Genomic DNA, 7,966 nt, shown 5'->3' with positions numbered 1-7,966 from the left:
GCGCACGGGTCCGGCCCGGAACGGGACGGATAGCCTCGAGACATGACCCGTGACCTGCCCGTGCTCGTCGTCGACGGATCGCGGTCCGGCGACCTCGACGGCTTCGCCCGCGAGTTCTCCCGCCTGCTGAGCGGGTACGTCTGGCGCGGCAACCTCGACGCCCTCAACGACGTGCTCCGCGGCGGGTACGGGACCCCCGACGGCGGCTGGGTCCTGCGGTGGACCGGCTCCGAGACGTCGCGGACGACGCTCGGGCACCCGGAGACCGCCCGCCGGCTGGAACGGCTGCTGCCCGACGTCGACCCGTCGAACCGCGCGGCCTTCACGGCCCGGCTCGACGCCGCGCGCCGCGGCGAGGGCCCGACGCTGTTCGACGAGATCGTCGCGATCATCCGCGAGCACGGGCCGGGCGGCCGGGAGTCGGCCGACGGGGTGCTGCTCGAGCTGGCCTGAGGGCCGTCCCACCGCCGTCAGACGAAGACGTCGGCGCCCAGTACGGCGAGCAGCGCGATCACCGAGAGCATCGACTGGCCCAGCGTGTACGTCTTGAGCGTGCCGCGGGTGGAGAGGCCGAACAGGCTGCGCAGCATCCAGAACGCGTTGTCGCTGAACTGACCGCCGAAGATGCCGCCCGCACCGGCGGCGAGGACCACGAGCACCGGGCTGAGGCCGAGCCCGTCGACCAGCGGGGCGATGATGCTGATCGCGGTGATGCCCGCCACGGTCTGCCCGCCGATGGCCATGCGCATGACCGCCGCGATGAACCACACGGCCAGCAGCGGGAGCGCCGAGTTCGCCTCGAAGAGGTTCGCCAGGACGTCCTGCATGCCGGTGCCGGCGATGATCTGACCGAGCGAGCCGGACACGGCGGTGACCACGAGGATGGTGCCGACAGTCTCGAGGGCCTTGTTCACCACGTCCGCCTGGCCGGCCAGACCCGACCGGAGCGCCGTGATGACCAGGGCGGTCAGGGCGCCGGCGAGCAGCGCGACGACCGGGCTGCCGACGAACTGCACGACGGCGTTCTCCACACCGGCAAGCGGCGCGGCGATCGCGGCGACGATGAGCACGAGCACCACGAGCACGGGCGCCAGCGCGACCGGCATGGACGGCAGCCGGGTCTCGTCGGGCTCGGCCTCGACCAGGACCTGCTCGTCGACGGCCTCCTCGTCCCGCGCGGGGTTCCACCACCGCAGGCGCTCCATCGCACCGACGTAGAGGAAGATCGCCAGGGCGACCGAGGGGACGGCGACGAGGAAGCCGGGGACCAGCAGGTCGCTCGGCGAGAGGGAGAGGGTGCCGAGGTAGGCGAGCATCGCGGCACCCGGGATCACCAGGGCGTTCCCGGCCGCGAGGCCCATGGAGACCGGCCCTGCCAGGGAGGCGACGGGCCGCCCGGTGATCCGGGCGACCCGGCGGGCGATCGGCGCGACGAGGACCAGCAGGACGTCGAAGTAGATCGCCGGGGTCACGGTCGAGAGCGTCAGACCGAAGGCGTAGGGCGACCCCCGCGTACCGAAGACCTTGAGGATGCCGCCCACGATCCGCTGGACCGCGCCGTAGCTCGACATGAGCAGGCCCATCACGACACCGAGCGAGATGAGCAGGCCGACCTCGGCCATGAGGGACCCGAAGCCCTCGTTGATCCCCGCGACCACGTCGTCGAGGGGGATGCCCGTGGTGATCCCCAGGACGATCGTCCCGAGGAGCAGCGCGAGCGCCGGGTTGAGCTTGAGCCGGACGATCAGCAGCGCGATCGCCACGAAGACCAGAACGAAGTCGATGATCAGCCATGCTGCCGACACCATCGCCACCTGCTTCCGTGGTGGGGGCCGCCCTCGGGCGCCCCGGTTGAGGGATCCGCTGAGGGTCGGGTGACGATGGCTGCCATCGGGCGATCCGCCATTGGACCCTGGTGACTCCTCAGATGACTTGCACCGTAGCCGCCGTCCGGGCAGAGCGTCAACTCACCATAAATCGCCAGATTGCAATGCCTGATGGGCGATTGACTGGCGATCGAAGTCCTCAGATGACCTGTTATCGTCGTTCCCAGGCCGGCGCGACGCCCGTCGGCCTCCGAGCAGAGGAGCGAGATGAAGATCGATCGGGTCGAGACGTTCGTGCTGAAGGTGCCCCTGGGGGCCGACCGCTTCTACTCCTCGCAGGCGGAGTTCCCCGAGCGCAACAGCCTGCTGGTACGCCTGACCACCGACGACGGCGTCGTCGGCTGGGGCGAGGGCGGGCAGTACGGTCCCGCCGAGCCGGTACAGGCGGCGATCGAGTCGGTCCTGGGCCCGCGACTGCTGGAGCTGGGTGTAACGGACCCCGCCGTGGTGTGGGAGCACCTGTACTCCGCCACGCGGGACTTCGGCCAGAAGGGCACCTACGTCGAGGCCATCAGCGCCATCGATATCGCGCTGTGGGATCTGACCGGCAAATACCTGGGGGCACCTGTCTCCACCCTGCTGGGTGGCCGGTTCCGGGAGCGCGTCCCCGCCTACGGCACCGGCGGCTACTACCGGCACACCGAGCTCGACCCCGCCCGCGACCTCTCCGCGCTGCGGGACGAGGTGTCCCGCTACGCGGAGTCCGGGTTCTCGATGCTCAAGATGAAGGTAGGGCTGCTACCTGTGCGCGAGGACGCGCGGCGCGTCGCCGCCGTCCGCGAGGCTCTCGGCGACGACTTCAGCCTGCTGGCCGACGCCAACCACGCCTACACGTCGAGCTCAGCGGTGGCCATGGGCCGTGTGCTGGAGGACGCCGGGTTCGAGTTCTTCGAGGAGCCCGTACCCCCGGAGGACCGTGCCGGGTACGCCCGTGTGCGGGCCGCGATCGACGTCCCCGTTGCGGGCGGCGAGGCCGAGTACACGCGCTTCGGGTTCCGGGACTTCATCGCTGACGGCTGCGTCGACATCGTGCAGCCCGACATCTGCGTGGCCGGCGGCATCTCCGAGGTGCAACGGATCGCCTCGCTGGCCTCCGCGTACAACCTGCGCACCGTGCCGCATGTCTGGGGCAGCGGCGTCGCGCTGAGCGCGGGGCTGCACGTGTGCGCCGCGCTTCCCCTCACCCCGTTCGCCTTCCGCGCCGTCCCGCTGCAGAACGAGCCCGTGATCGAGTTCGACCGTACGCCAAACCCGCTGCGCGACGACCTCCTCGTGGAGCCGTTCATGCTGACCGACGGTCATGTTGCCGTCCCCACCGGACCAGGGCTCGGCATCGAGGTCGACCTGGACGTCGTCGAGCGCTACCGGACGTCCTGAGCGGACGGCCCCTTCGCCTGCGGGGAGCCGGACTTGAGCTCCCGCTGGACGGTGCGGACGTGCTCGCCCGCGAGCCGACCTGCCCGCTCGGGGTCGCGGGCCGCGATGGCCTCCGCGATGGCGACGTGGTCGGCGTGCGCCCGCTCGCGGCGGCCCGGCATGCCGATCACCTTCAGCGAGTACTCCTCGTGCTGGGCCGCGAACGAGTCCCAGACCAGCAGGAGCAGCGGGTTGCCGCTGGCCTCCGCCACCTGCCGGTGGAAGCGGCCGTCGAGCCGGACGAACTCGTCCTGCGTGGTCTCGGGATCCCCCGCCGAGACCAGGATCGACTGCAGCAGCTCGTCGTGGTGGTCGGTCAGCCGGCGGGCCGCCAGCTCCGCGGTGGTGGTCTCGATGGCGATCCGGACCTCGAACAGGTCGCTCATCGTGTACCCGCCGGCCAGCGTCAGGTCGAGCGGACCGACCCGGCTGGACCGGTCGCTCGTGACGTACACGCCACTGCCGTGGGTACTGCGCAGGTAGCCCGCCGCCTCGAGCGTGCGGACCGCCTCGCGCATCGAGCTGCGGCCGACCTCGAAGCGGGCCGCGAGATCCGGCTCGGCCGGCAGCTTGGTGCCGACCGGGAAGTCTCCTGCGACGATCAGCGCCTCCAGCTGGTCCGCCACCCGGTCGGACAGCCTCTTGCGCGGGACCCGTTCACTCGTGGCCAACTCGGTTCGCTCCTGTACTCGACGACGCCTAGGTGAGTTTAGACGTTCCGCCAGGCCGCCGTCAGTCCGACGCCGCCCCCGGCGCCCAGCCCAGCAGCGGTCCCAGCCGCGTGGCCAGGTCGGTGAGGATCTGCACGTAGTCGGGCTCGTCGAAGGTGAACGGCAGCGCGAACGCGACCTCCTCGACCGCCTGGAACCCGGCGTGGGCGCTCAGCCGCTCGGCGAGCTGCTCGGCGGGTCCCACCAGGTCGGGCGCGAAGAGCATGCGCCGCGGCCCGGCCGCGACGGGCGCCTGCGTGCGCGGGAGCCGGGCCGCGGCGTACGCCTCGTAGCGGGCGACCTGCTCCGGCGTCGCGCCGTCGGTGGGGATGACCACGAGGCCCTGCGAGACCCGGGCCTGCTCCCCCGCCGGGTGGGCGGCACGGAACAGGTCGATCTGCTCGCGCTGGAGGGTCGCGAAGTCGGGGTCGGCGGCGTCCCCGGCGTCGAGCACCGAGGAGGTCAGCAGGTTCAGGCCCGCCGTTCCGGCCCACTGCGCCGACGACGCCGAGGCCGCGCCGTACCAGACGCGGTCCCGCAGCCCGGGCGAGTGCGGCTGGATGTGCGTCGAGTACGTCTCGATGCCCTCGGTGCCCTCGAACGTGGAGACCGCGCCGCCTGCGAGGTTGTGCAGCAGCCGCTCGACGCGCGCCTTGGAGAAGTCCTCGTGCTGCCACGTGGTCGGGTACAGGTGGTCGCGCAGGTGCTCCCAGTGGATGGGCGGGCCCACGCTGACGCCGGGGTTGAGGCGGCCGCCGGACAGCACGTCCACCGTGGCGAGGTCCTCGGCCAGCCGGAACGGGTTCTCCAGGCCCAGCGGGGTGACGGCGGTGCCCAGCTCGATGCGGCTGGTCCGCTGCGTCGCGGCGGCCAGCACCGCCACCGGCGAGGAGATGCCGTGCTGCAGGTGGCGGTGCCGCAGCCAGGCGCTGTCTAGGCCGAGCTGCTCCCCCAGCTCGATCAGCCGCAGGGTCGACTCGTGGCCCGCGCGCGGGTCGTCCGGGTCGAACAGGCCGATGGTCAGGAAGCCCAGCTTGCGCAGCGGTCGAGTCACGGGGTCAGTGAACCACGGCCCGCCTACACCTCGACGCCCGCGAACAGCACGCTGGACAGCGCCAGCCCGACCACGAGGTTGAACACCGCGGCGGCCCCGAACACGACCAGCGGGCGCCAGCCCGCCTCGCGCACGGCCGACACCTTGAACTCCAGGCCGATCGACACGAAGGCGATGATGAAGAACACCGTGCTGAGCGACTTCAGGACGGCGATGTTGTCCGCCGACGCGTCGGCGCCGACGGCGTTCACGTAGACGGTCGCCACGATGGACGCGAGGAGGAACCCGAGCACGAACTTCGGGAACCGCGTCCACAGCTCGGAGGCCCGCGGCCGCGGGGCACCCTCGGTGCGGTCCACCCGGTACGCGAACCAGGCGGTCAGTGCGATGGCGACGATCCCGATGAGCGCGTTCTGGGTGGCCTTGACGATCGCCGCCACGGCAAGCACGTCGTCGCCCGCGAGCGCCCCCGCCGCGGTGACCGCCGCCGTGGTGTCGATGTTGCCGCCGATCCAGGCGCCGGCCACCGCCGGGGACAGGTTCAGCGCCTCGGCCAGGGCCGGGAGCACGAAGATCGAGGGCAGCGCGAAGATGATCACGATGCTCGCCGTGTAGGCGAGCTGCTCCTTCTTGGCCTGCACGGCCCCGGCGGCGCTGATCGCCGCGCTCACGCCGCAGATGGAGACCGCGGAGGCCAGCAGGGCGCGCAGCTTCTGGTCGATCCCGAGCCGCCCGCCGAGCCACCAGGTGAACCCGAACACCAGCACGATGAGGCCGAACGCCTGCGCGATGGCCGGGCCGGCCGCCGTGACGATGAGTGCCAGGTTGACGGTGGCGCCGAGCAGCACCAGGCCCGTCTTGATGAAGAACTCGGTGCGGAACGCGGCGGCCAGCCGGTCCCGGACGCCGGTCAGGGACAGCACCAGGTTGCCGAGCAGCCCGAGCGCGATCGCGTAGACCGGGTACTCGACCGACTTGGCGATGCCGCCCAGCGCGGTGTCCTCCAGCCACACGGGGACGTTCTGCTCCAGGAAGCGGGTGAGCCACGCGATCCCGAGCAGGACCACGAGGCCGGCGACGACCCAGAGGGCGCCCTGGCGCCGGCCGGTCTGGACGGGCGAGCCGGCCAGGGCGGCGTCGCCCGGGTCGCTCGCCTCGGGGCGGGCCGTTGCGCTCATCAGGGCACCAGCCCTTCGGGGATGAGGCCGAGGAGGCCGAGGCCGACCAGGGCCAGGCCGACGCCGGTGGCGAGCCAGTCCTCGGACAGGTGGACGCGGCGGACCGACGCCACGGTGACGGGGCTGGTCTCGGGGCCGGGGCCGGGGGTGTTGTTGTCGGACATACGGAGGAGCTCCCTTCGGGAAGGACGACCGTCGCGGGGCGACGTGCCGCGGAAGGTAGCCAGACCCGACAAACCCGACAAGAGTGGTCGGACACCATCTCAGTGGGCGAGACGACGGCGGGCCACGACGGTGTCGGCGGCGCTCGCGGCGAGGGCCGCGGCCCCGAGCCCGACGACGACGGCGGTGGCGACGGCCAGCGCGGCCCGGTGCCCGCCGTCGGCGCCCGCTCCCCCCGGCCCCGACGCCGACAGCAGCACGTACGCGCCGGTCAGCGCCGCGATGCACACCGTGGCGCTGACCCGCTGGACGAGCTGGAGGGCACCGGCCGCGACGCCGTGCTGGCCCGCGGGGGCGTGCTCCAGCGTGAGCGCCTGGTTGGGCGACGCCGTCAGGCCGCTGAGCACGCCGGTCAGCACCTGGGAGGCCACGAGGACCGGCACGAGCGCGGGCTCCGGCACCGTGAGCACGGCGGCGAGCGTGCCGGCGGTCGCGACGAGCTTGACGGTGAAGACAGCGGTCACGCCCGGGCGCCCCCAGCGCCGCAGCAGGCGCCAGGACACCGCGCCGGCCAGGCCGGACAGCAGAGCGCCCGGGGTGACGACCAGCCCGGCCGCCAGGGCGCTGAGCCCGGCGCCGTCCTGCAGGAAGAGCATGAGCACCGCCGAGTAGCCCAGGGCCTGTCCGAACGTGCAGGTCGCGACGAGGCAGCCGAGCACGAACCCGGGCGAGCGCACCAGGGCGGGGGCGAGCACCGGCGTCCGGCCGCGCCGGGCGTAGCCCCGCTCCCAGGCGAGCAGCGCGGGGACCACCACGAGCAGCGGGGCCGCGACCGCCGCGCGCTGCCACCAGGGGACGTCCTGGAGCAGGAACGGCGTGAGCAGCGCGAGGACGGCCAGGGTGATCAGGGTCAGGCCCACCAGGTCCAGGCCCGGGCGGGCGACGCCCGGCGCCCCGGTGGCCCGGCCGCGCCCGGGCGGCACCAGCCACAGGGCCAGCGCGATCACCACCAGCGCGAACGGGATGTTCACGCCGACGACGAGCCGCCAGCCCGTGCCCGGCCCGGCGAGCGCCAGCAAGGCGCCCCCGACCAGCGGCGCGATGACGGCGGCAAAGGCCCCGGCCGTCGCGTACGCGCCGAGCGCCCGGGCCCGGGCCGAACCCGTGAAATGGTCCTGCATCAGGCCGATCACCTGCGGGTTCGCGATCCCCGCACCGACCCCCTGGAGCAGCCGGGTCACCACGAGGGTGTCGGCGTCGTGCGCGGTGGCGCCCAGGATGCTGGAGGCGCTGAACAGCGCGATCCCGGTCACGAGCAGCGTGCGGCGGCCGACGACGTCGCCCAGGCGGCCCGCCGGCACCAGCGCGAGCCCGAACGTGAGCGAGTAGCCCGCGAGGATCCACTGGAGCTGCGCCGTGCCGGCCCCGAGCTCGGCGCGCAGCACGGGGGCGGCCACGGTGAGGATCGCCGAGTCGAGCAGGGTGGTGAAGCCGGTGGCGACGCACACCACCAGGACGGCGCGACGCACCTGCTCGGGGCGCCGCGCGCCGGGCGCACGG

General features: G+C 72.9%; 8 protein-coding genes. 2 read left to right on the top strand and 6 right to left on the bottom strand.

Going from position 1 to position 7,966, the window contains the following annotated elements; translation table 11 throughout:
• Positions 1–42: 42 nt before the first annotated feature.
• Positions 43–453 (top strand): barstar family protein, encoded by a 411-nt coding sequence (locus ACFU5G_RS08700; RefSeq protein WP_377242784.1) that lies wholly within the window; start codon positions 43–45, stop codon positions 451–453.
• A 17-nt stretch (positions 454–470) separates the two neighbouring features.
• Here ACFU5G_RS08700 and ACFU5G_RS08695 read toward each other — a convergent pair whose 3' ends face one another.
• A complete protein-coding gene (locus tag ACFU5G_RS08695) occupies positions 471–1,808 on the bottom strand; it encodes a GntP family permease (protein WP_377242782.1) in 1,338 nt (445 codons plus the stop codon).
• Between the two features lie 285 nt (positions 1,809–2,093).
• Here ACFU5G_RS08695 and ACFU5G_RS08690 point away from each other — a divergent pair, with 285 nt between their 5' ends.
• Positions 2,094–3,263, top strand: a complete 1,170-nt coding sequence (locus ACFU5G_RS08690) for a mandelate racemase/muconate lactonizing enzyme family protein (RefSeq protein WP_377242780.1) — start codon at positions 2,094–2,096, stop codon at positions 3,261–3,263.
• Here ACFU5G_RS08690 and ACFU5G_RS08685 read toward each other — a convergent pair.
• The 5 genes from ACFU5G_RS08685 to ACFU5G_RS08665 all read right to left on the bottom strand — a co-directional run bounded on the left by ACFU5G_RS08685 (position 3,248) and on the right by ACFU5G_RS08665 (position 7,935).
• Complete coding sequence (locus tag ACFU5G_RS08685) at positions 3,248–3,973, bottom strand: FadR/GntR family transcriptional regulator (RefSeq protein ID WP_377242778.1); 726 nt, start codon at positions 3,971–3,973, stop codon at positions 3,248–3,250. The two genes, ACFU5G_RS08690 and ACFU5G_RS08685, sit on opposite strands and share 16 nt — an antisense overlap.
• Before the next feature lie 61 nt (positions 3,974–4,034).
• On the bottom strand, positions 4,035–5,066 hold the full coding sequence (locus tag ACFU5G_RS08680; protein ID WP_377242776.1) for an LLM class flavin-dependent oxidoreductase: 1,032 nt from the start codon (positions 5,064–5,066) through the stop codon (positions 4,035–4,037).
• 23 nt (positions 5,067–5,089) lie between these two features.
• Positions 5,090–6,244: a YeiH family protein gene (locus ACFU5G_RS08675; RefSeq protein ID WP_377242774.1), complete on the bottom strand. Its 1,155-nt coding sequence runs from the start codon at positions 6,242–6,244 to the stop codon at positions 5,090–5,092.
• Positions 6,244–6,408, bottom strand: a complete 165-nt coding sequence (locus ACFU5G_RS08670; protein ID WP_377242772.1) for a hypothetical protein — start codon at positions 6,406–6,408, stop codon at positions 6,244–6,246. Before ACFU5G_RS08670 ends, ACFU5G_RS08675 begins: the two co-directional genes overlap by 1 nt.
• A 99-nt stretch (positions 6,409–6,507) precedes the next feature.
• On the bottom strand, positions 6,508–7,935 hold the full coding sequence (locus tag ACFU5G_RS08665) for an MFS transporter (protein ID WP_377242770.1): 1,428 nt from the start codon (positions 7,933–7,935) through the stop codon (positions 6,508–6,510).
• Between the last annotated feature and the right edge of the window lie 31 nt (positions 7,936–7,966).

Origin of the sequence: Promicromonospora sp. NPDC057488, from assembly GCF_042802395.1 — a bacterium.
GTDB lineage: Bacteria > Actinomycetota > Actinomycetes > Actinomycetales > Cellulomonadaceae > Promicromonospora.
This window is presented reverse-complemented; position numbering and strand designations above follow the sequence as displayed.

Bases quoted from the DNA above. Each gene is read 5' to 3' on its own strand.
- ACFU5G_RS08700 (WP_377242784.1), top strand. From the start codon at position 43: ATGACCCGTGACCTGCCCGTGCTCGTCGTCGACGGATCGCGGTCCGGC.
- ACFU5G_RS08695 (WP_377242782.1), bottom strand. From the start codon at position 1,808: ATGGTGTCGGCAGCATGGCTGATCATCGACTTCGTTCTGGTCTTCGTG.
- ACFU5G_RS08690 (WP_377242780.1), top strand. From the start codon at position 2,094: ATGAAGATCGATCGGGTCGAGACGTTCGTGCTGAAGGTGCCCCTGGGG.
- ACFU5G_RS08675 (WP_377242774.1), bottom strand. From the start codon at position 6,244: ATGAGCGCAACGGCCCGCCCCGAGGCGAGCGACCCGGGCGACGCCGCC.
- ACFU5G_RS08670 (WP_377242772.1), bottom strand. From the start codon at position 6,408: ATGTCCGACAACAACACCCCCGGCCCCGGCCCCGAGACCAGCCCCGTC.